Annotated in this window: 21 protein-coding genes; 7 read left to right on the top strand and 14 right to left on the bottom strand. The window is 73.7% G+C overall.

The genetic code is table 11. The annotated features are described in order from the left end of the window. The first annotated feature begins 154 nt into the window (after nucleotides 1-154). The gene (locus tag ACZ6RT_RS29870) at nucleotides 155-799 is read left to right on the top strand and encodes a class I SAM-dependent DNA methyltransferase (protein ID WP_399196496.1); all 645 of its coding nucleotides are present in this window, start codon (nucleotides 155-157) and stop codon (nucleotides 797-799) included. Nucleotides 800-1,021: 222 nt separating this feature from the next. Here ACZ6RT_RS29870 and ACZ6RT_RS29865 read toward each other — a convergent pair whose 3' ends face one another. From ACZ6RT_RS29865 to ACZ6RT_RS29830, 8 genes are all read right to left on the bottom strand, one after another. Beyond that, nucleotides 1,022-2,269, bottom strand: a complete 1,248-nt coding sequence (locus ACZ6RT_RS29865) for a cytochrome P450 family protein (protein ID WP_470157278.1) — start codon at nucleotides 2,267-2,269, stop codon at nucleotides 1,022-1,024. Beyond that, nucleotides 2,167-3,543 (bottom strand): cytochrome P450, encoded by a 1,377-nt coding sequence (locus ACZ6RT_RS29860; RefSeq protein WP_399196494.1) that lies wholly within the window; start codon nucleotides 3,541-3,543, stop codon nucleotides 2,167-2,169. The genes ACZ6RT_RS29865 and ACZ6RT_RS29860 overlap by 103 nt, the downstream gene beginning before the upstream one ends. Then, the gene (locus ACZ6RT_RS29855; RefSeq protein WP_399196493.1) at nucleotides 3,540-4,151 is read right to left on the bottom strand and encodes a GTP-binding protein; all 612 of its coding nucleotides are present in this window, start codon (nucleotides 4,149-4,151) and stop codon (nucleotides 3,540-3,542) included. Before ACZ6RT_RS29855 ends, ACZ6RT_RS29860 begins: the two co-directional genes overlap by 4 nt. After that, nucleotides 4,129-4,488, bottom strand: a complete 360-nt coding sequence (locus ACZ6RT_RS29850; protein ID WP_344898344.1) for a DUF742 domain-containing protein — start codon at nucleotides 4,486-4,488, stop codon at nucleotides 4,129-4,131. Before ACZ6RT_RS29850 ends, ACZ6RT_RS29855 begins: the two co-directional genes overlap by 23 nt. Next, the gene (locus ACZ6RT_RS29845; RefSeq protein ID WP_344898343.1) at nucleotides 4,485-4,889 is read right to left on the bottom strand and encodes a roadblock/LC7 domain-containing protein; all 405 of its coding nucleotides are present in this window, start codon (nucleotides 4,887-4,889) and stop codon (nucleotides 4,485-4,487) included. Before ACZ6RT_RS29845 ends, ACZ6RT_RS29850 begins: the two co-directional genes overlap by 4 nt. Beyond that, entirely contained in the window at nucleotides 4,886-6,280 is a 1,395-nt protein-coding gene (locus ACZ6RT_RS29840) for an ATP-binding protein (protein ID WP_470157277.1), read from the bottom strand. The genes ACZ6RT_RS29845 and ACZ6RT_RS29840 overlap by 4 nt, the downstream gene beginning before the upstream one ends. Nucleotides 6,281-7,348: 1,068 nt before the next feature. After that, nucleotides 7,349-8,095 (bottom strand): neutral zinc metallopeptidase, encoded by a 747-nt coding sequence (locus ACZ6RT_RS29835; RefSeq protein ID WP_470157276.1) that lies wholly within the window; start codon nucleotides 8,093-8,095, stop codon nucleotides 7,349-7,351. A gap of 206 nt (nucleotides 8,096-8,301) precedes the next feature. Then, nucleotides 8,302-9,063: a hypothetical protein gene (locus tag ACZ6RT_RS29830; RefSeq protein WP_470157275.1), complete on the bottom strand. Its 762-nt coding sequence runs from the start codon at nucleotides 9,061-9,063 to the stop codon at nucleotides 8,302-8,304. Between the two features lie 449 nt (nucleotides 9,064-9,512). Here ACZ6RT_RS29830 and ACZ6RT_RS29825 point away from each other — a divergent pair, with 449 nt between their 5' ends. After that, nucleotides 9,513-10,337, top strand: a complete 825-nt coding sequence (locus ACZ6RT_RS29825) for a GNAT family N-acetyltransferase (protein WP_470157274.1) — start codon at nucleotides 9,513-9,515, stop codon at nucleotides 10,335-10,337. Between the two features lie 42 nt (nucleotides 10,338-10,379). On the opposite strand, the gene ACZ6RT_RS29820 is transcribed toward ACZ6RT_RS29825, so the two are convergent. The 3 genes from ACZ6RT_RS29820 to ACZ6RT_RS29810 form a co-directional block, all read right to left on the bottom strand. Continuing rightward, entirely contained in the window at nucleotides 10,380-10,604 is a 225-nt protein-coding gene (locus ACZ6RT_RS29820) for a DUF5999 family protein (RefSeq protein WP_470157273.1), read from the bottom strand. Between the two features lie 253 nt (nucleotides 10,605-10,857). After that, nucleotides 10,858-11,130 carry a hypothetical protein gene (locus tag ACZ6RT_RS29815; RefSeq protein WP_470157272.1) on the bottom strand — a complete coding sequence of 91 codons (273 nt, stop codon included), beginning with the start codon at nucleotides 11,128-11,130 and terminating at the stop codon, nucleotides 10,858-10,860. Between the two features lie 90 nt (nucleotides 11,131-11,220). Beyond that, nucleotides 11,221-11,835 carry an MBL fold metallo-hydrolase gene (locus tag ACZ6RT_RS29810; protein ID WP_470157271.1) on the bottom strand — a complete coding sequence of 205 codons (615 nt, stop codon included), beginning with the start codon at nucleotides 11,833-11,835 and terminating at the stop codon, nucleotides 11,221-11,223. 27 nt (nucleotides 11,836-11,862) lie between these two features. On the opposite strand from ACZ6RT_RS29810, the gene ACZ6RT_RS29805 reads away from it, so the two are divergent. The 3 genes from ACZ6RT_RS29805 (at nucleotide 11,863) to ACZ6RT_RS29795 (ending at nucleotide 14,553) form a co-directional block, all read left to right on the top strand. Further along, entirely contained in the window at nucleotides 11,863-12,309 is a 447-nt protein-coding gene (locus ACZ6RT_RS29805; RefSeq protein ID WP_470157270.1) for a MerR family transcriptional regulator, read from the top strand. Nucleotides 12,310-12,318: 9 nt separating this feature from the next. Continuing rightward, entirely contained in the window at nucleotides 12,319-13,263 is a 945-nt protein-coding gene (gene sigJ / locus ACZ6RT_RS29800; protein ID WP_470157269.1) for an RNA polymerase sigma factor SigJ, read from the top strand. A gap of 93 nt (nucleotides 13,264-13,356) precedes the next feature. Next, entirely contained in the window at nucleotides 13,357-14,553 is a 1,197-nt protein-coding gene (locus tag ACZ6RT_RS29795; RefSeq protein ID WP_470157268.1) for an NAD(P)/FAD-dependent oxidoreductase, read from the top strand. 453 nt (nucleotides 14,554-15,006) lie between these two features. Here ACZ6RT_RS29795 and ACZ6RT_RS29790 read toward each other — a convergent pair whose 3' ends face one another. Then, nucleotides 15,007-16,593 (bottom strand): golvesin C-terminal-like domain-containing protein, encoded by a 1,587-nt coding sequence (locus ACZ6RT_RS29790; protein WP_470157267.1) that lies wholly within the window; start codon nucleotides 16,591-16,593, stop codon nucleotides 15,007-15,009. 235 nt (nucleotides 16,594-16,828) lie between these two features. Next, nucleotides 16,829-17,425, bottom strand: a complete 597-nt coding sequence (locus ACZ6RT_RS29785; protein WP_399196482.1) for a DUF1349 domain-containing protein — start codon at nucleotides 17,423-17,425, stop codon at nucleotides 16,829-16,831. A gap of 255 nt (nucleotides 17,426-17,680) precedes the next feature. Here ACZ6RT_RS29785 and ACZ6RT_RS29780 point away from each other — a divergent pair, with 255 nt between their 5' ends. Both ACZ6RT_RS29780 and ACZ6RT_RS29775 read left to right on the top strand, forming a co-directional pair. Next, a complete protein-coding gene (locus ACZ6RT_RS29780; RefSeq protein WP_399196480.1) occupies nucleotides 17,681-18,175 on the top strand; it encodes a cupin domain-containing protein in 495 nt (164 codons plus the stop codon). Between the two features lie 4 nt (nucleotides 18,176-18,179). Next, nucleotides 18,180-18,851, top strand: a complete 672-nt coding sequence (locus ACZ6RT_RS29775; protein ID WP_470157266.1) for an ArsR/SmtB family transcription factor — start codon at nucleotides 18,180-18,182, stop codon at nucleotides 18,849-18,851. 43 nt (nucleotides 18,852-18,894) lie between these two features. Here the strand turns inward: ACZ6RT_RS29775 and ACZ6RT_RS29770 are convergent, their stop codons facing one another. Next, nucleotides 18,895-21,111: an SDR family NAD(P)-dependent oxidoreductase gene (locus ACZ6RT_RS29770; RefSeq protein ID WP_470157265.1), complete on the bottom strand. Its 2,217-nt coding sequence runs from the start codon at nucleotides 21,109-21,111 to the stop codon at nucleotides 18,895-18,897. Between the last annotated feature and the right edge of the window lie 4 nt (nucleotides 21,112-21,115).

Raw genomic sequence — 21,115 nt, 5'->3', positions numbered from 1 at the left:
CACGTTCGGCGGTGCCGGGCAGGGGGCCCGGGGCCATGGTCGGTGTCGCGGACGGGGGCCTGCCTGTGGCGGAGGGGGGACGCGCCTGGGAGAGCCGTGGTGAGGGCGGATCGGCGGTCGGCGCCGGAACAGTTCCGATCTAGGATGGTCGCCCATGACCGAGCCGGACTTCCTCGCCGCCACCCGTACCGCCTACGACGCCGCGGCCGTCCCCTACGCCGAGCTGGTCGGCGAGCACTTCCCCACCGACCTGATCGGCCACGCGATGCTCTCCGTCCTCGCCGGCCGGGTCAGGGCGGCCGGTGGCGGCCCGGTGGCCGACGTGGGGTGCGGTCCGGGGCACGTCACCGCGCACCTGAACTCCCTGGGCGTGGCCGCCTTCGGCGTCGACCTGTCACCGGAGATGATCGCGCTGGCCCGCGAGGCCCATCCCGGCCTCCGCTTCGAGGTGGGGGCGATGGAGGACCTGCGGGTGGAGGACGCCTCCCTGGCGGGGGTCCTCGCCGGCTTCTCGATCATCCACACCCCGCCCGGGCACCTTCCCGGGACGTTCGCCGAGTTCCGCCGCGTGCTCGCCCCCGGCGGCCACCTGCTGCTGTCCTTCCAGGCGTACGACCGTCCCACCGAGGCGGCCGAGGCGTTCGACCACAAGGTGTCCCCGGCCTACCGGTACTCGCCCGACCACGTGGCCGGGCTGCTGGCCCGGACCGGGCTCACCGAGGTGGCCCGGCTGATCCAGGCTCCGGGCGAGGACCCGGTACGGGGCTTTCCGCACGCGCACCTGCTCGCCCGGCGGTGACGCCGCCGCCGACGCCGCTGCCGCTGCCGATGCCGAGGACGTCGAGGACGTCGAGGACGTCGAGGACGCCGAGGACGCCGAGGACGCCGTCGGCGGGGCCGTCACCCGCGGGCGGCACGCGGCGCCTCCACCGCCGCGTGCCGCCCGTTGACCGGCCGTTTCCCGGACCGGGCGACGGGACCTCCTGGAACCCCGGCGCCCAGGACGCCGAAGACGCCGGGGTCAGGCGGCGGGGTGCAGCAGGACCGGCAGCGCGCGGTGCCCGTTGGCGATGAAGGAGTCCAGCGGCCGCAGCTCCTCGGCGGGGACGGCGAAGGCGAGGCCGGGGAACCTGTCGAACAGCGACGACAGCGCGATTCCGGCCTCCAGCCGGGCCAGCGAGGTGCCCAGGCAGTAGTGGGCGCCGTAGCCGAAGGCCAGGTGCTCGCGGCGGGTCGCGCGGGTGATGTCGAACCTGTCGGCGTCGTCGCCGTGCACGGCCGTGTCGCGACCGGCGCCGGCGTACCCGGCCAGGATCGGCTGGCCCTCGCCGATCACGATGCCGTACTCGTCCAGGACGATGTCGCTGACCGCGTAGCGCAGCGGCAGGTTGGCCACGGGCGCCCGCCAGCGCAGCGCCTCCTCGACCACGTCCTCCCAGGAGCTCTCGCCCGCCAGGACGCGCCGGAGCTGGTCGGGGTGGGTGAGCAGCGCGTACAGGGCGTTGTCGATGAGGTTGACGGTGGTCTCGTGCCCGGCGGCGATCATCAGGAAGAGGGTGTCGACGAGCTCCTCCTCGCTGAGCCGGGAGTCGCCCTCCCCGTCGCGCGCGGTGATCAGGTCGCTGGTCATGTCGTCGCCGGGGTTCTCCCGCTTGGCGGCGACCAGGCCGGTGAGGATGGCGTAGGCGTCGCGCTGGGTGGCCAGGACCTCCTCGACGTCGGCGGAGGTGTGGAACACGCTGTCGACGACCCGGCGGATGTCGCCGTGCGACTCCCCGGGCAGGCCGAACAGCTCCGCGATGACCCGCATCGGCACCTGGTACGCGAAGGTGTCGCGCAGGTCGACGACCTGACCGGCGGGGACGGCGGCCAGGCCGTCCAGCAGCTCGTCGGTGATCTGCCGGACGCGCGGGCGCAGCGCCTCGGTGCGGCGCGGGGTGAACGCCGGGGAGATCAGCCGGCGCAGCCGGGCGTGGTCGGAGCCGTAGGCGGTGAACATGTTGTTGACGGCCACCCAGGTGAACAGCGGCCAGTCCTGCGTGATCCTGCCCTCCCTGAAGGCGGGCCAGTGCCGGCGCGGGTCCTTGGAGACGCGCGGATCGCCGAGCAGCCGCCGCAGCAGCTCGTGGTCGGTCACCGCCCACGCCTCGACCCCGCCGGGGAGCGTCACCAGTGCCGCAGGGCCTGCGGCGCGGAGGCGGGCGGCCTCGCCGTGGATGTCGGCACCGGTGGGGTCGATGGTGAATGGGCAGGCGCTGGTGACGTCCATGAGCTGTCTCCTAGGGAAAGGGGATGCAGGGGCGTGAAGTGCGTGGGCAGGGAGGTCAGGGCGCGCTGGAACGGCCCCGGCCGCCACCGCAGGTCGGCGGCGGGCACGGACAGCTCCACGTCGTGCAGGCGGTCCAGGAGCCGTTCGATGGCGGCGGTGGCGATGAGGCGGGCCGGGTCCTTGGCGGGGCAGGCGTGCGGGCCCGCCGAGAAGGCCAGGTGGGCGCGGTTGCCGGCACGGTTCAGCGACGGGTTCAGGACGGGGTCGTTGTTGGCCGCCGCCAGGCTGACGACCACCGGGTCGCCCGCGCGCAGCAGCACGCCGCGCAGGTTCACGTCGTGGCGCGGGTAGTGGACGGCGTAGTTGGCCATCGGCGGGTCCTTCCACAGGACCTCCTCCAGGGCCGCGTCCACGGGCAGGGTGCCGCCGGACAGGTCACCGGCGAAGCGGTCGTCGGACAGCAGCAGCTGCAGCGCGTTGCCGATCAGGTTCGTCACCGGCTCGGTGCCGGCGGCGATCATCAGCGTGCAGTGGTGGATCATCTCCTCGTCGTTCAGCCCCGCCGGGTGGGACATCAGCCAGGAGGTCACGTCCGCGCCCGGCCGGGCGCGCTTGAGCGTGATCAGATCGACCATGTACCGGGTGAACAGCTCGTTGCCCTCGGCGGCGCCGTCCCCGCCCTCGAACATCTTGGCCAGCGCGGCGACCAGCCGGGGACCGGCGTCGTCGGCCTGCCCGAACAGCTGGTTGAAGATGAGCACCGGCAGCGGCGTGGCGTAGTCGGCCAGCAGGTCGGCCCGCCCGCGCGGGGCGAAGACGTCGATGAGCTGGTCGGCGGTACGGGTGATGAACCCGTACAGGGTGTGCGGGTCCACCCGGGCCAGGCTGTCGGTGATCGCCTGGCGGTAGCGGCCGTGGTCGGGCTCGTCGGAGAACAGCGCGTTGGGCCGGTAGCCCATCATCGGCATGACCGGGCTGTCGGCCGGGACCTCGCCGGTGGCCAGGGCGCGCCAGTTGCGCGGGTCCTTGGAGTAGATGTGCGGGTTGCGCAGCACCTCCAGGGCCGCGTAGTAGTCGGTGACCAGCCAGGCGTACACGGCGGGGGCCAGCTCGACCGGGGCCACCGGTCCCAGCGTGCGCAGCCGGGCGTAGACGCCGCGGGGGTCGGCGGCGAACTCGGGCCCGTACAGCGGGGCGCACTGCCAGGACGCGGCCGGCGGGTCGGAGCCGGCCGCGGGCGCGGCGGGGGTGGCGAGGTGGCGGCGGGCGGTCACACGAGCTCCTTGGTGGCGCGGTCGAGCAGGTACTGCACGAGGGTGATCAGGGCGTTGCCCGCGGAGACGCGGTCGCGCGCGTCGCACACCACCAGCGGGGTCTCCTCCAGCAGGTCCAGCGCGCCGCGCAGGGCCGCGAGGTCGGGGGCGGGCGCGTCCTCGAAGTGGTTGACGGCCACGGCGTACGGCAGGCCGTGGGACTCGACCAGGTCCATCACCGGGAAGGAGTCCTGCAGGCGGCGCGTGTCGGCCAGGACCAGCGCGCCGAGCGCGCCGTAGGCCAGGTCGTGCCAGAGCTGCCGGAACCGTTCCTGCCCGGGGGCGCCGAACAGGTACAGCACCAGGTGCTCGTTGAGGGTCAGGCGGCCGAAGTCCAGCGCCACGGTGGTGGTGTTCTTGCCGTGCACGTCCGCCAGGTCGTCGACGAGGGCGCCGCTCTGCGTCATGATCTCTTCGGTGCGCAGCGGAGTGATCTCCGACAGGGCGCCCACCAGGGTGGTCTTGCCGACGGCGAAGTGCCCCACGATGAGGATCTTCACCGATCGCCGCACCGTGGCGCCGAGGTAGACGGCGCCCGGGGGACGCTCAGACCAGGGCGCGAAGCCCATCGAGTACCTCCTGTAGAAGTTGGATGTCGGGACCGTGGACGACGGGGGCCGGGGCGCGGGTGCTGATCTGACCGGCCTCGGCCAGGTCGCTGAGCAGCACCTTGGTGACGCTGACGGGCAGGGACAGGTAGGCGGCGATCTCCGCCACCGACAGCGCCCCGCCCCAGCACAGCTCCAGCAGGCGGCGTTTCTCCGGGCTGGTGCCCAGGTCCGGCGCGCCGAAGGCCGCGTCGGCGACGACCAGCGTCACCAGGTCGAAGGGCACGCGGGCGTGGGCGCGGCCGCCGGTCACCACATAGGGCCGCACCAGGTCGTCGTCGCGCGGGACCGGCGTCATGACGAGGTGGTGACGCCGTTGCGGGGCGGGCTGGTCATCTCCCGGCCCAGCTGGTCGACGGTCTTGTGCATCTGGTACGCGATCACCTGCAGGTCGGCCGCGCCGGTGCACGACACCGCCAGGTAGGAACCCGCCCCGGCGGCGATGACGATCACGTACCCGTTGGCGAACTCCACCATGGTCTGGTGCCAGGAGGTCCGAGGGTCGCCCAGGCACGGCCCGGCGAGGTTGCGGCTGAGGGACTGCAGCGCCGACGCCGCGGCGGCGTAAACCTCGGCCTGCTCCCGGGTGATCCCGGCCGAATGGGCGTCCAGCAGCCCGTCGGCGGTCAGCACGATCGCGTGCCGGACCTCGGGCAGGTTCACGATGTCGTTGAGCATCCAGCTGTCCGTTGTGCTCACTGTCGGTTTCCTTCGTGCTCGATCGGGTGGGAGGCGCGGGCGGCGTCGGACCCACGCTGGAACGCGCCCATGGCGGCGGCCGCGCGTTCCGCCGACCGCGCGGGTTCCGCGGGCGCGGTGAGCGCGGTGACGTTCTGCTGAAGGTCGGCGTCGGGGACGAGGCGGCGACGCTGGGGGTAGCCGTTCGATCCCGGGGCCGGCCCCGCGGCCGGTTGCGCGACGGGGTGGGCGGCCGGTCGTACCGTCGGGTGCCGGTCCGACGAGGACGACGCCTGGGCCTGGGCCTGGGCCTGTACCTGGGCCAGGCCGGGCGAGGACGAGTGGGCCGGGGAGGCCGAGGGCAGGGCCGCGTTCGAGGCGGACGACGGCAGGGAGGGGCCGGTCCCCGTGCCCGCGTGGGTCAGCAGCGCGTTGGGCAGGAACACCACGGCGCGCACACCTCCGTAGGGAGATCGGGAGTCCACGGTGACCTGGAAGCCGTAGCGCCGGGCGAGCGCCCCGATGGCGGGAAAACCGATCTTCGGCGGGTTGCCCAGCCGGGTGACGTCCACCGGGTCGGCGCCGGACAGGGTCTGGGTGGCGCGCTGCTTGTCCTGCTCGTGCATGCCGATGCCGCGGTCGTCGATCACGATGACGGCGCCGTTGTGCACCGACTCGATGCTGACCTCGACGTCGGTGTCGGGCGCGGAGTGGCGGGTGGCGTTGTCCAGCAGCTCGGCCATGGCCAGCACCACGGGCTCGACCGCCAGGCCCACGACCGCCCGGTCGGTCTGCGCGGACGTCTTGACCCGCAGGTAGTCGCGGATGCGGGAGGTCGCGCCGCGGGCCACGGTCTCCAGCGCGACGTCACCGCGCTGCCGGCCCGGCCAGGACCCGCACAGCACCGCGATCGCCTGGGCGCGCCGGCCGAACTGGGCGTTGGTGTGATCGATCTCCAGCAGTCCGGCCAGCACGTCGGGGTGGTCGTGGCGGCTCTGCATGGCGGAGATGGCCCGGCGCTGCTCACCGGCCAGGCTCTGCAGGCTCCGCATCGTGGCCGTCAGCGTGGCGCGGGCCGCGTGGTCGGCGCGGGCCAGCGCGGAGTGCACGTGGTACGTCAGCAGCGGCATCGTCGCCTGCAGGTTCTGGCCGTACTCGGTGGAGGTCAGGTGCTCGTGCACGGGGCCCGGGACCACCACCGAGGGCTGGGAGAGGGACTCGGCCAGCGCGGGCAGGCGGGACGTGACCAGGTGGCGGGCCTCCTCGTCGCGGGCGCGCAACTGGTCGGCCAGCTCGTCGTTCCGCCGTCGCAGGGCTCTGGCGGCACGCCACTGGCGCACCGCCACCACCGCGGTGGCCACCAGGCACAGCGCGAGCAGGGCCGCCAGCACCTCCGGCAGGGGTTGTGACATCAGGTCCTCTTGATCGGGATAGGGATGGGCGAGGTCGCGCGAGGCAGGGGAGCCCGGCTCCGGGGCGAGGCGCGGCGGCTCGGGCGGAGTCGCCGGGCGGCGCCGGCGGGGGCCGGGACGGTCATGGTGCCGGTCCTTTCCGGATGGTGCGGGCCGGCCGGAACCGTGAGGTGACGACCGGCCCGCGGACGCACACCCTGAGAGCCGAATCCTGTCGGGGGTGTGCGAGCGGGAACGCGGCGGATCGTGTCGGGCGCGGGGCCCGTCCGCCGCGCGGATCGGAGGTGACGGGCCGCGGCGGGGCCGCGGCCCGGGATCACGCCGTACCGCCGAGGGTATGATCGTTTGCGCCGCGCCTGAACTCGTACATACGGGCACCATTGGGAACGCATGGGTCAAACGCCCATTTACAGGAATTTCCCGAATTCGTACATATTTCCGTATGGTCGATCATTCATGCCTCTATTGCTTCAGGGGGAACAGGGGCGGGCGGCGGCCCGGCGGTCACCACCGCGGGCGCGCGTCACCGGCGACGTGAACATTTCATCGCGCGACGGCGAAGTGGCCGCATCCGGACACGTACGGCGGCGTCCCGCCTCGTGCCCGGCGGCCTTCCGTCACGACGCCGCGCCGCCCCCGGGTGGGAGGACCGTCATGCCGCGCGCGTCCTCGGGGCCGCGCCCCGGGGCCGCTGACCAGGCCGGAGCGCTCTTTCCCGCGTGTCGCCTGGCCTGCCAGCGCATATCCTGACGCGCTGCGAGGTGGTTCATGCGGGCATCTCCAATACGCTGCGGCTACCGTTTCCGGCCATCATGTACAGATGGTGATTATGGACCATATGCAAAGCAGCATGAAAGGGGAGGGCGAGCAAAAAGAAGGACATGCAGAGAGTCATATGACGTCTCACGCTGTAATCGCGAAGGCCGCCGTACCCGGCCGCAATGGTGAATCCCATGTCAATCACCGCACGTCCGGCAGGGGCCGTGTGTGAGTCAACACGCACGGTCAAGACGGCGAATGGATGAACGCGAGGAGGGCTCGGACACGCAGTTCCCCGTCGGTGGGGCCTCAGGACACCCGGGACGGCGCGGCGGTCCAGGTGTCGCAGGCGGCGGGGGAGACCGCGCCGCGACCGCGCTCGAACCAGCGGACCCGGTTGGCGCCGATGCCGTGCGTGTGGCGCCCGCCCTCGTCACCGCTGGCGCGGAGCGCGTCGCGCAGCACCTCCCAGTCCTGCCCGGTACGCGGCAGGAAGCGCCGTACGCCGCCCAGGAACACGCCCGACAGGCAGTCCGCCTGCAGCTCGTAGCGGCGGCCCAGCTCGGCCCCGCGGGCGCGGTCGGAGCGGGCGAGGGCCTCGTAGGCGGCCCTGATGCCCGTGAGGCTCTGCAGGTGGTGGCCGTACTCGTGGGCCGCGACCTTGAGCGGGTACAGGTCGGTCCGGCCCTCGATCCAGGCGCCGTCGAGCGGGAACACCAGCGTGGCCCGCTCGGTGCAGTAGAAGGCCGCGGCGTTGGGCGGCCAGCGCAGCCCGCACACGCGCCGCGCGGGCTCCTCGTAGAAGCAGACCGCGGGCTTGCGGAACCTCAGGCCGGCGCGGGCGAAGTGCGCCGACCACGACCTGTCCAGGCATCCCAGGACCGCCTTCAGGTACTCGCGCGTCCGCGGGACGCCCCGGTCGACGAGCGGCGGCTCCTGGCACGGCGCGGCCACCAGCCTGCCGGACTTCAGCAACGGGTTCCCGGGCGGGGCGGCCCGTGCGGCTCCGGCGGGAGGGACGATCGCGACCGGCAGGACGGCCAGGCACGCGACCACCGGAACGGCCCGTCGTGCGAGGGCGGCCGGACGACACCGCGAAGGCCGCCGGAGGTCCGCGCGGAACGGGAGAAGGCGCACGGTCGGACAGCATAGGACCTCCGGCCCTCCGGCCGTCGAGCCGGCTGCGGTCAGGCCCAGGACGAGGTCCCAAGGGTGATGACTCGTAAGCCTTCTTCAGACCCGGGTCGATCGGGCCGATCGGTTCAGGAGGCCGGCGCGGACGGGGTCGCCGGGGTGGCCGGCGCCGGCGGGGTGGCGGGCGTGGACGGGCTCGCGGGCGCGGACGGAGAGGCCGGTGCGGGCGGAGCGTCGGGCGCGGAGGGGGTGGCGGGCACGGGCGGGGGGCCGCCGGGCCGGTGGCCGTGGTGCCGGCCGCCCCGGTCGCCGCGGTCGCCGCGCATGCCGTACCGGTCGCGCACGGGCGTGTCGCGGATCATCACGGCGGTGGCCGTCCCGGCGTTCACCTTCGCCACGACCCGGACCTTCTGGCCGGTCTTGATCGTGTCGATGCCGGTGCCGCCCCGGCCGACCCGGGTGGCGCCGTCGACCGCGTACTCCCTGGTGTGACCGTCCTCGCTCCTGACCGTGATCGAGTCCTGGTCGACGGCCGTGACCTCGCCGTACTGGGTGGCGACGGTCACGTACGCGCCCTCACCGTCCGGTACGACGAACTCGCCGTGGACGGAGGGGCCGCCCAGGCCCATCCGGTGCCCCCGGCCCCGGTGCTGTCCGGGCACCTCGTCGGAGGGCGCCCCGGACGGGCTCGCCGCCGGAGCCGTGGGGGCGCCGGCCGTGGGCGTCGGAGCCGGTGAGGGCGAGAACGCCGCCGCCGTGGCGACGCCGGCGCCCGTGATCACGACGAGCGCGCTGGTGGCGGCGAGCAGCAGGGAACGGGGGAGACGGCGCCTGGGCGGTTCGTTCGCCAGTGTCTCCGCGGAGCTGAATCGATCCGGCTCAGGTGCCATTGTTCTTCCTCCCGATAGGTGCGCAACATGACAACCATGCATCAACACCCCTAAAAGCCCTGTAAGAGAGCCGTCCATGTCCTTGGGGCCGATCTCTCGCCACCGGACGAGGCACGCCCTTATCCGGTTGCGTACCCCCCGGCGCCGTGGCAGGGTTGACCACGCTTCTCGGCACGCACGCACATGACAAAGGATTGAGGCCATGGTCTCGGCGTCCCTTCGCGGTCGCCGCCGGCACTGACCGGTCTGCTCTCGCAGCACCGGCGGCATCGGTGCCACGCCCCTCTCGCGGCGACCCCACGCGCGGTGTCCCGACACACCGCTCCGTCCCCGGTACGGGGACGGCCACGGACCGATGCCGGGTCTGACGATCCCGCGCGTCCCATCCGATCCGGCACGTCCGGCGGGAGCGCGCCCCACCATGTCATCTGCGTGAGGTCACCATCATCATGGACATCGACGTCCAGAATTTCACCGTCGCCAACCTTCGCCGCCGTCCCGTGGTCGTCCAGGCCGGAGGCTTCGTCGCGGGGTTCCAGCGCGACACCACCAGCCCCTACCTCAACTACGCGACCCCCGTGCCCGGCGCACGACCGACCGGCCGGGACGTCGCGTCGCTGATCGAGGCGTTCCGCGAACGCGGCCTCAAGCCTCGGCTGGAGTTCATGCCGGACGCCGCCCCGGCCGTGGAGGCCGCGCTGCGCGAGGCGGGGTTCACCACCGAGGCGGTGCACGAGTACCTGGTCTGCACCCCAGCCACGCTGGCAGTGCCACCGGTGCCACCGGTGCCACCGGTGCCACCGGTGCCACCGGTGCCGTCGGTGTCGCCGGCGCCGTCGGTCACCGGTGCGTCCGCGCTCCCGGTGGAGGTCCCGGCCACCGACGAGGACTACGCCTCGATCGACGCCGCCCTGTCCGAGGCGTTCGACGGGGAGTTCGTCTCCTCCCCGGAGGGCGCGGCCCGGCTGCGACACATCCAGGAGAGCGGCGGCGCGGTGCGGTTCGTCCGGGCACCCGGCGGCGGCTGCGCCGGTGGGGCCTGCTGCTCCGCACCGGCCGTGGGCACCGCCGAGCTGTCGGGCGTGGGCACCCGCCCCGCCTTCCGCGGCCGTGGCATCGCCGTCGCGGTCACCGCCGCGCTCACCGAGGTCATGTTCGCCCGGGGAGCGGATTCGGTATGGCTGGAGTACGGGGGCGAGGGGTCACGCCGCGTCTACGAACGCGTCGGCTACCGGCCCCGGGGCACCCGCCTGTACATGGCACTCGAAGGGTGAGGGCACGGGCGGGACGAGCTGTCCCGCCCGGCTCCTGACCGGTCAGGCGACCGGGGACAGCAGGGGACGGGCGGACCGGCGCGGGGTGACGGCCGGGCGGTGCGGGGCGACGGCGCGGCCGTCGGGCAGGAGCTCGCCGGTGTCGTCGAACAGGACGACGCCGTTGCACAGCAGGCTCCACCCCTGCTCGGGGCGGAAGGCGACGGGGCGCGCGGCCTCGCGGTCGGACGCGTACGCGGAGGGGCAGCGGGGTTCGTGCTGACACATGGCGGACCTCGATGGTCGGCTCGGCGGATGACGGCTGCTCGCCGTCGAACACCTCCCACTATCACCCCGGAACCGTCCGCGGGTCCTCGTACAAATACCCCTAACGTCGTTCCGTTGAAAGTACGGGTTCATAGGGGTCGGGACGGTGCCGCCGTGCGCGGGCCCGTCCCGCCACCCCGCCCCCGCGGGCACCCGGCCCCGGCGGCCTCGCCCTGTGGCCGGGGTCGCCGGGGCCGGGGCCGGGGCGCGCCTCCTAGTGGAGGAGGTAGAGGTCGAAGGAGGAGCCGGCGGCGGCCCTGCACTCGAAGTCGAGGGCGCCGTTGAAGACGGCCCTGACGCCTGCGTTGGCACAGAAACTGCGCATCCTGTAGGTGCCCGCGTAGTACCAGCTCTCGGCGAGCCGCGCGGAGTCGGCCGCCGACACCGTCCCGGCCGACACCGTCCCGGCCGTCGCGGGAGCGGCCGTGGCGCCGAGGGTCAGCCCGCCCGCGATCAGCACCGCCGTGGCCAGACGACGAGTTCTCATTCTGTTCCGCCCTTCGTGAGGAGGCGCGCGCCCGTGAGCGTCGATCCGCGAAGGACCGCGTACGGGGCGCGTGATGTCCCCTCAGAGGGTTCACGGGCACCCTTGGAAGCCACTTGCGGATCGCCTGGAGACGCGGGGCGGTGATGTGGCTCGTCCAGATCCGATGGGTGTGCCCGTCCAAAAAGACGGCGACTCGGCCACCGTGGCCGGCGACCTGTCGTGGGGACACCGTCCCGGCACGTGCCCCGGAAGGCCGTCCCCGCCCCTGTCCCGTCCCTGCCCCCGCGCCTGTCCCCGTCCCCGGACGCGGCGCACGCGCCGGGCGACGGGGGCGGTCCCGGCGGGAGGATCCGGCGCGGGACGCCCAGCGGGGCCGGTCCGTCCCCATCGCAGGTGTTCGGCCCTGTCGAAGCCGAGGGCACGGGCCTGGCGGACCATCCGCGCGCTGCTCACGTAGACCGGTGTCGCGGCCTTGTGGGGGTAGCGCCGCAGGGCCCGCAGATCCCAGTGGTTGGGGTAGGAGTGGCTGGCGACGATGGCGGTCAGCGGTGGGAGCTCCTCGACGGTGAGGCCGAGCGGCTCGCCACGGTGCAGGTGCCACCGCTCGGTGAAGAACGGATCGGTCACTACGGCATGCGCGCCGATCTCCAGGAGCACGCAGGAGTTGGCCACCCGGGTCACGGCGAGAAGAGGTCGGTTGCTCATGCCGTCACGATGCAGGTTGATGTGCGCATGAAGTCAACCATGACCATCGGCGAGCTCGCCGGAAGGTTCGAGCTGCCCACGCACGTGCTGCGGCACTGGGAGAGCGCCGGCCTGCTGACCCCGGTGAGGCAGCCGAGCGGTCATCGCCGGTACGGCTCGGCGGACCTGCGGCGGGTGGCGATGATCCTGATGGGCAAGGAGGCGGGGCTGGGCCTGCGCGATCTCTCCCGGATCCTCTCCTCTCCCGACCCGATGCGGCACGCCGGCCTGCTCAGGGAGCACCTCGCCGTGCTGGAACGGCGCATCGCGCGGGCACAGGCGGCCAAGGACCTCATCGAACACGCGCTGGACTGCCCGCTCAGCTTCGACGAATGCCCCCACGCGCACGAGCAGATCGAGGCGCGGATCCCCTCGCAGGCCTCCTCCCGCCGCGAGGGCCGAGCCGCGCCACGACCCGGCGACCCCGGCACCTAGGATCGGGCCATGGCCCTGACCGCGGAGGACGTCGACCGGTTCGAGGCCTTCAGGCCGCGCCTGGAGGCCATCGCCTACCGCCTGCTCGGCTCCGCCGGGGACGCCCAGGACGCCGTGCAGGAGACGTTCCTGCGCTGGCAGGCCGCGGACGTCGGCCGCATCGAGGTCCCCGAGGCATGGCTGACGAAGGTCCTCACCAACCTGTGCCTCAACCAGCTCGCCTCGGCGCGGTCACGCCGCGAGACCTACGTGGGCCAGTGGCTCCCCGAGCCGCTGCTCGCCGGGGACCCGATGCTCGGCCCGGCCGAGACCGCCGAGCAGCGCGAGTCGGTCTCGTACGCGGTCCTCGTGCTCATGGAGCGCCTGACCCCCAACGAGCGGGCGGTGTACGTGCTGCGGGAGGCGTTCGGCTACCCGCACCGGGAGATCGCCGACATCCTGGGCATCACCGAGACCGCCGCCCAGCAGATCCTCCACCGCGCCAGGAGGCACGTCGCGGACGGCAGGGTCCGCGCCGAGGTCGACGAGGCCGCCGCCCGGCGGATCGTCGAGGAGTTCCTCGCGGCCGCCACCAGCGGCCGGACCGAGCCGCTGGTGCGCCTGCTCACCGAGGACGCCTTCTCGATCAGTGACGGCGGCGGCAAGATCCCCGCCCGTACCAAGGCGTTCGAGGGCGCCATCGCGGTCGCGAAGTTCCTGCGGGGCCTGTTCAGACCCGGCGAGGCCAAGCGAGCCCTGGTCGGCGGCTCGCCCGAGGTCCATGCCTGGACCGTCAACGGCGACCCCGCCGTCGTGGTCGTCCTGGACGGCCGGGTCGTCGGCGTCATGTGCCTGAAGGTCACCGCCGAGGGCGTCGCCGCCCTCCACAACCAGGTCAACCCCGACAAGCTCGAACGCGCGACCGCGTACTGGGCGGCCACCGACCACGGGGAGCCCCTGTTCAACGCCTTCTGATCGGCGTGTGAGGCGCCTCACACCGCGTTCCTGTCAGGAAACTGCGCGCCGCCCGGTTCAAGGGACGAACCCGCACAGGACAGGAGCAGGGACATGCAGCACCGCATCATCGTCCTCGGAGCCGGATACGCCGGAGCCATCACCGCCGGCTACCTCGGCAGGCGGCTCCGCCGCGAGGACGTCGCCATCACCATCGTCAACGCCGAGCCCGACTTCGTGGAACGCGTCCGCATGCACCAGCTCGCGGCGGGCCAGGACCTCAGGCCCCGGCCGCTGGCCGAGATGTTCGCGGGCACCGGCGTAGAGCCGAGGATCGCGACGGTCACCGGCGTCGACGCCGACCGCAAGGTCGTCACCGTCACCGACGCGGACGGCGTCGAGGAACTCGCCTACGACACGCTCGTCTACGCCCTGGGCAGCGGCTGGAACGACTCCGGCGTCCCCGGCGTCGCCGAGCACGCCCACGACGTCTCCGGCCGCCCCGGGGCACTCCGGCTGCGCGAGCGCCTGGCCCGCCTCGACGCCGGGCGGAGCGTGGTCGTCGTCGGCGGCGGCCTCACCGGCCTGGAGGCCGTGACCGAGATCGCCGAGACCCGCCCCGACCTCGACGTCGCCCTCGTCGTCCGCGGTGGCCTGGGGGACGAGTTCTCACCCAGGGGCCGCGAGCACCTGCGCAGGGTCCTCGACGGGCTCGGGATCACCGTGCACGAGCACACCGACGTCACCGGCGTCGAGGCCGGGCGCGTCACCACCGCGGGCGGCGGGGCCGTCCCAGCCGAGGTCACCGTGTGGGCCACGGGCTTCGCGGTGCATCCGATCGCGAGGGCCACCGGCCTGGAGGTCGCCGTCACCGGCCAGATCGTGGTCGACTCGACCATGCGTTCGGTCTCGCACCCGGACGTGTACGCCGTCGGCGACGCGGCCATGGCGATGGGCCCCGGTGACAAGCCGCTGCGGATGTCGTGCGCCTCGGGAAGCCCGGCCGCGTGGCAGGCCGCCGGCGCGATCGTGGCGCGCCTGACCGGTGGGAGGCTTCCGAACATGCCGATCCGCTACTTCAACCGGTGCGTCTCGCTGGGCCGCAAAGAGGGCCTGATCCAGTACGTCACGGCCGACGACCGCGCCGTGCGGGCGGCCCTGACCGGACGGCTCGCCGCCGTCTACAAGGAGCTGATCTGCAAGGGCGCCGCCTGGGGCGTGTCCAACCCGACGCTGGGGCTGCCGATCCGGCGCCGGCGCGTCATGCCGGAGCGGGCCGTGACGGGCCCGGCCGTCAGGGAGCCGGCGTAGGGCACGAGGTGGAGCGGCACGGGGCGGGGCGGCACAGGGCGGGGCGGCACAGGGCGGGGCGGCACAGGGCGGGGCGGCACAGGGCGGGGCGCGGGCGCCGGGCGGATCGCCGCTCCGGCCCGGATGGCCCCGGATGGCCCCGGGCGGCCCTGACCGGAGCCGACCGGCGCGGGACCGTCGTTCCTCAGCGCGACTCCCAGGCCTCCCACAGGCGGGCGTAACGGCCTCCGGCGGCGACCAGCCGCTCGTGGGGCCCGCCGGTAGTCGTCGTCGGTGGCGCCCAGGCCGGCGTGCGAGCCCTCGGCGACCACCCTGCCGCCGTCCAGCACGACCACCCGGTCGGCGGTGGCGAGCAGGGCGGGGCTGGTGGTCACGACCACGGTGGTGAAGACGCCGCGGTCCCACGAGGCCGGAACCGGGCCCGAGGGGGAGTGGGGCCGGGGTCAGAGCGGGTCAGAGGCGGGTGAGGCGTACGGCGTCGGCCACGACGAGTCCCTTGCCGGAGGTCCACCTGCTGACGCCGACGGTGTCGTGCGTCCCGCGCCTGAGGGCGAACGCGCCGATGCTCCGCCAGGCGCCGCCACCGGTGCGCTGGTCGACGTGGACCGTCCTGCTCCCGGAGGAGGTGGCGACGACGTACGGGGTGGCGCTGTTGTGCCCGGGGGCCGCCGGGTACCAGACCTCGACCCGGTAGGTACCCGCGGAGGGGACGGCGAACCGGTAGCGGGCGACGTCGCTGGAGGTTGTCGGCCTCGCCCGGCGATGGTCGGGGCCGTGGCGCCCGGCCGTGGAGGCGGAGCTCCAGTTCGCGCTCGCGGTGAACGCGCCGGAGGTGGAGTTGTCGACCGTGGCCGACCAGGGGGCGGTGTTCCCCGTGACGTACCGCATGTACCTGGCCCAGTCCCACTTCGAGCCCGGGTCGGAGTGCGTGGCGCCGGGGACCTGGTCGTGCCCGATGATGTGCGCGCGGTCCTTGGGGATGCCGTATTTGTCGCAGACGGCGCGGGTCAGGGCCGCCGAGGCGCGGTACATCGCGTCGGTGAACCAGGAGGCGTCACCGACGAACCCCTCGTGCTCGATGCCGATGGACCTGGTGTTGTACGACCAGTTCCCGGCGTGCCAGGCCACGTCCCTGTCGCGCACCGTCTGGGTGATCCGGCCGTCTGAGGACCGGACGACGTAGTGCGCGGAGACCCTGGCGGCGGGGTTCTGGAACCAGGAGATCGCGCCCGCGTAGGCCCCCTGGGTGACGTGGACGACGACCCGGTCGATCCTGTGGGTCCCCGGCCGCCCGGCGGCGGTCCGGTTCCCCGCGTGGGCGGCCACCCACCTCGCGCCCGGGTGGTCCGGGCTCGCGGGCGGCGGGGCCGCCTCCCGTAGTCCCTCGTGCGGGCCGCGGTCCGCCCGCACCTCGGTCGGCGGCACCGTGACGACCTCGCCTCCCGCGACGGTGGCGCGCACGCCGCTGCCGAGGAGGTCGTAGACGGTGTCGGCGTACAGCCTGGCCGTCTCGGGGCCGGAGGCGTTGCCGTACTCGGCCACGGCCCGGTACCACCGGCCGGCGTCCTTCCTGGCGGCGGCGTCGAGGCCGAGCGCGTCGGCGTGCGAGCGCAGCACCGCGGCGCCCCCGCGGATGTTGGCCGCGTCGTTCTCGCGCAGCGCCGCCGCCGGTTGCCCGGTCAGCTCGGCCGCGCGCTCCAGGACGCGGGCGGTGGGGTTGCTGACCAGGTGCATGACCCCGTACCCGCCGCTCGCGCTCGGCTCGCCGCCGTGCCCGTCGAGGTGCGTCTCCGCGTACGCGAGCGCCACGAGCAGGTCGCGCGGCACGTCGTACGTCTCGGCGGCGCGGGCGAAGGCGTCGGCCAGGGGGCCCGCCGTCCGGACGGCCGCCGTCCCGGCGCTCACCGTCCCGGCGCTCACCGTCCGGGTGGACGCCGACCGGGCGGAGGCCGTCTGGGCGGGTGCGGTGAGCAGGACGGCGAGAACGGCGGACAGGACGGCGGCTGACCGGCGATGCGAGCGCGGCCGGGCGTTCTGCACGGAGCCTCCTCGGGAGTCGGAGATCGGAGGCCGGTGCCCCGCGCCGGGGGTCCGAGAGGACCCGGGGACCCGGTGGCGGGGTTCGGGGACGGGGATTCGGGCCCGTCCGGACACCGGCTGATTCGGCACCGTAAAGCAGAATCGCAATACATGTAAATAATTAACACTCCTTTGTTTGTTTTAATTAATTCCCCTTTTTGATCTGATAGGCCGACATATGTGCAGATGGGATAGGTCACTCGCCGTTCCGCAGGTCCGCGAGGCGTTCCGGCGAACGGCGGATGTCCTCGAAGCGGACGGTGCAGCCCTGGCCCGTGGGCGACTGCGCCAGGAAGCCGACCTCCGGGTCCCCGTCGAGCGCGAAGTACCTGACGAGGTGCCAGAAGCCCGTGCCCGTGGAGACGTGGAAGGCGAAGGCGGAGCCGAGCCGCGAGATCCGCAGCCTGATGTCGTCCCCCTCCACGGTCAGGGAGTTGCAGTCGTCGGACACCCCCCGGGTCACCACGGAGACGATCGTGGGCCTGCCCTGCGGGGACATCTCCAGGCAGAACTTCGCCCAGGCGTGCTCGCCTGCGTACAGCAGGAGGACCCCGGCGTCGTAGGTGGACAGCAGGTCGGCCCTGACGCGGGCGCTCAGCGTGAAGTCCCCGTCCAGGCGCCCGACCAGGGCCGGCGCGTTGGCGAAGCGGTCGGGACCGCCGGGGTCGGTGAACAGGTCGGTGTTCGGGCCCGCCTCGACGGTCAGGTCGTCACCGTCGGCACTCCATCCGGCCGGCGGGTTCAGCCAGCGCAGCGGCTCGGGGAAGGCGGGCAGGGTGACCGGCTCGGACATGTGTCTCTCCCTCTTCGCGGTGAACCGGGAACGATCTCCTCACGGTGGCCCCGATCGGCCGGGTCCGGGAACGACCGGACGGCCGCGTGACGGCCCGTACGGGAGATCCCGCACCGGGAGGTGATCTTCTCCGGGATGTGACGGTACCGCTCCCGCGGGAGGGACCGACAGGCCCGTCTTCGCCGGGTCTTCCCCTTGATCGTCGACTGTTCTATGGTTCTTTGGAACATTGGCCGACGAAGAGGCGAGGGCGGGATGTCGTACCCACGGGCGCGTTACCTGGGCGAGCAGGGCGAGAGCAGCGGGGTCTTCCGGCCCGCGAGCACCGAACCGGACCTGACGATGGGCGTGGGCGGGACGCGGGTGCACTACCTGGGCACGGGCGCGTCGACGGACGGGCAGTTCGGCCTGTACCGCTGGGACATGTCGGGCAAGCCGACCGGCCCGTCCCCCCACTTCCACAGGACGATCTCCGAGTCCTTCTTCGTCCTGTCCGGGACGATCCGGCTGTCCAACGGGGAGCGTACGGTCGACGCGACCGCGGGGGACTTCCTGTACGTCCCGCAGGGCGGCGTGCACAGCTTCTGCAACACGTCCGGCGAACCGGCGTCCATGCTGATCCTCTTCACGCCCGGAGCGCCCCGCGAGGCGTACTTCGAGGAGCTCGCCGAGATCGCGACCGGCGGGCGCACCCTGACCGACGCCGAGTGGACGGAGCTCTACCTCCGCCACGACCAGTACATGGTCTGACGCCGTGACGGAGTTCCCCGAGGAGCCCATCTACCGGCAGCTCGCGCGCATCGGCAGGACGCTGGCCAGCCCCGTGCGGCTGAGGCTGCTCGACGTGCTCGACGCGGGCGAGCGCACCGTCGAGCAGCTCTCCCAGGAGGCCGACGTCCCGCTGAAGAACACCTCTGCCCAGCTGCAGCAGCTCCGCGCCGCCCACCTGGTGGCGAGCCGCAGGGAGGGGACGCGGGTCTACTACCGGCTGGCCGACGAGCGGGTCTCCCGGTTCCTCGGGGAGCTGCAGGACTTCGCCGAAGGCAGGCTCGCGGACCTGCGGGAGGCCGTGTCCCGGCACCTCGGCGACCCCGTGGCGCTGGAGCCGGTGACCGCCGAGGAGTTGGCGCGCCGTCTGGCCGACCCCGGCGTCGTGGTCGTCGACGTCCGCCCCGCCGCCGCCCACGCCCGAGGCCACGTGCCGGGGGCGGTCTCGGTCCCGCTGGCCGAGCTGCGGGACCGGCTCGGCGAGCTGCCCCGGGACGCCGAGATCGTGGCCTACTGCGGCGGGCCCTACTGCGTGGTCTCCCCGCAGGCCGTGCGGCTGCTGCGCGACCACGGCCTGCGGGCGCGCACGCTGGAGGGCGGGATCACCCGCTGGCGGCGTACGGGCAACCGGCTGGAGGAGGGGACCGCGGCGAGATGACGGCCGGGCGTCCCGTACGGCCTCCCGAGGCCTCTGCGTCCTCCTACGAGCGGTGCCTGCGGACCATGCCCGCGGCCAGGGGCGCGCCCGAGAGGTCGCCGGCCGCGATCCGGGCCGCGACGGTGCGGCGTACGAGACGGTCGGCCAGGGCCGGGGCGTGCCTGCCGACCATCATCTCGACGCGTCCCCGGGCGGTGGTGGCCACGTCGCGGGGCGCGCGGCGGGCGGTGACGGCGCCGACGACCGCGTCCACCACGCCCTCCACGGGTTCCGGCCTGGAGACCGCGTCCAGGGAGAGCCCGGCCTGCCTGGTGCTGTCGTGGATCGGGCTGCGGACCATGCTCGGGTAGACCGTCGTCACGCCGACGTGCGTGCCGACCTCCAGGCGGAGCGCGTCGGCGTAGGCCGTCAGCGCCCGCTTGGAGACGCCGTACGCCGCCGCCAGCGGCAGCGGCAGGACCGCCATCCGCGAGGCGATGAAGACCACCCGCCCGCGGGCGCGTACGAGATGGGGCATGGCCGCGGCCGTCACCCGCCAGGCGCCGAGGAGGTTCAGCCGTAGCTGCGCCTCGGCCTCCTCGCCGGGGGCGAGCTCGGCGGGCGCGGGCCCGCCCCGGCCCGCGTTGTTGACCAGCACGTCGATGCCGCCCAGCAGCGTCACGGCCTCGGCCACGGCGGCGTCGACGGACTCGGGGGAGGTGATGTCGCATGAGATGACCGGGATGCCGGACCCGTCGCCGGAGCCGGTGGGGCGGGCGATGTCCAGGCCGACCACGCGCGCGCCCAGGGCGGTGAACCGAGCGCTCATCGCCCTGCCGAAGGTGCCGGCCGCCCCGGTGACGAGGATCCGGCGCCCGGTCAGCGGGTGGGACGCGGCGGGACGCAGCTCGCGCCGCACGACGCGGAGGTAGTGGTCGACGTCGATGCGCATGTGCGGCCTGCGCTCCCCCCAGCGGTCGCGTGCGGCGGCGAGCTCGGCCGAGGCGATCCGGTGCGCGGTCGCGGGGTCGGGCAGGCGGTGGGTCCCGGCGCGCACGGCGGCCAGGAGGCGGGCCTGGGCCTCCACGACGGGCAGCGCCGAGCCGGTCGACTGCATCAGGCCGATGTAGCTGATCGAGGCGTCGCCGATGGGGAAGACGTGGCGGTACAGCAGCAGGGACGACGGGTCGGGCACCAGGGCGGGGTCGAGGAACGGCGTCACGGCCCGGTAGCCGGTGCACCAGACGATGTGGTCGACCTCGTCCGTCCGGCCGTCGGTGAAGTGGACCCGGGTGCCGTCCAGGCGGGCGATGCCCGCGCGCGGCAGGATCGCTCCCCGCGCCACCAGCTCGGGAACGGCGTCGCTCAGGGTCGGGTGGTCCTGGAGCACGCCCCGGGCGGGGGCGGGCAGGCGCGGCCCGGCGTACCTGGGGGCGGCCACCCTGAGCACCGCCTGGGAGACGACCTGGCGCGCCCGCCAGGGCAGCAGGGCGGCGAGGGCGCCGTTGAGCTGGTCGGAGGGGCGGCCGAGCAGCCGCTTCGGCAGTACCCACACGCCCCGCCTGGCCGAGAGCAGCACGCCGGACGCGTGCCCGGCCAGCTCGGCGGCGATGTCCATCGCGGAGTTGCCGGTGCCCACGACGAGCACTCGCCTGCCGGTCAGCTCGGACGGGCCGACGTAGTCGTGCGCGTGGGACTCGGTGCCGGTGAACGTCCCCGGGTACGGCGGGTCCGGCAGGCGGGGTTCGTGGTTGTGCCCGTTGGCCACCACCAGGTGCTCCACCCGTTCGCGGTACGGCCCGCCGGGACCGGTCAGCTCCAGCTCCCAGCCGTCGTCCGCGCGCCTGGCGGACTCCAGGACGGTGCCGAACCGGAACCGCTCGCCGACGCCGAAGTGGTCGGCGTACGAGCGCAGGTACTCCAGCATCAGGGCGCGGCCGGGGTGGTCGGGCCAGTCGCGCGGCATGGGGAAGTCGGAGAACTCGGTACGCGCCCTGCTGGTGTTGAGACGGAGGCTCTCGTAGGAGGCGGTGCCGGGTTCCAGCCGCCACAGGCCGCCGAGGGAGGCGGCACGCTCGATGCCGAGGACGGGCAGGCCGGCCTCGACGAGGGCCTTGACCGCGGCGATGCCCGCCGCGCCGCCGCCGACCACGGCCGTGACCCCCCGGGCGGGTACGCCGCCGGGAAGCGCGCCCCGGCTCGGCGCGGCGCCCGCGGCCGTGTTCAGGCCCGGAGGCGCGGTGTCGGAGGTCGCGTCCGGGGCCGGTTCCGTCGAGCTCATCCGC

It is taken from the genome of Streptosporangium sp. NPDC050148, from assembly GCF_055586505.1.
The sequence above is the reverse complement of the archived record's forward strand: the minus strand, read 5'-3'. Positions and strand labels throughout refer to the sequence as shown.